This window comes from Photobacterium sp. R1, assembly GCF_054600795.1.
Genome location: NZ_BAAHZP010000838.1, coordinates 1 through 246, shown reverse-complemented (window position 1 = coordinate 246; position 246 = coordinate 1). Strand labels below are relative to the sequence as shown.

General features: G+C 49.2%; 1 protein-coding gene. It reads right to left on the bottom strand.

Annotated elements, in window-relative coordinates:
- The coding region (locus ACYP03_RS27440) for a DUF47 family protein (protein ID WP_459782865.1) at nucleotides 1-246 on the bottom strand (246 nt) is incomplete at both ends.

Here is a 246-nt window from a genome sequence, read left to right as displayed (position 1 = left end):
ATCTTCGATAACGTCAAGCTGATTGATCATTTCCGCCACCAGAGTCACTTCACGGCCTTTAAAGCCGGTCTCCAGCAGTTCATCCAGTTCATGGATGACACGGCTGGCCTGATTGGCAGCATCAAGGCAGCGTTGAACATAGGCAAGAAAGTCTGGATAAAAGTGCTCAGGAATGTCTAACTGACGTCCGTAGACACGACCTGCAATATCTTTGGCCAGATTTGCGAGTTTGTCCTGCTGAGTGAG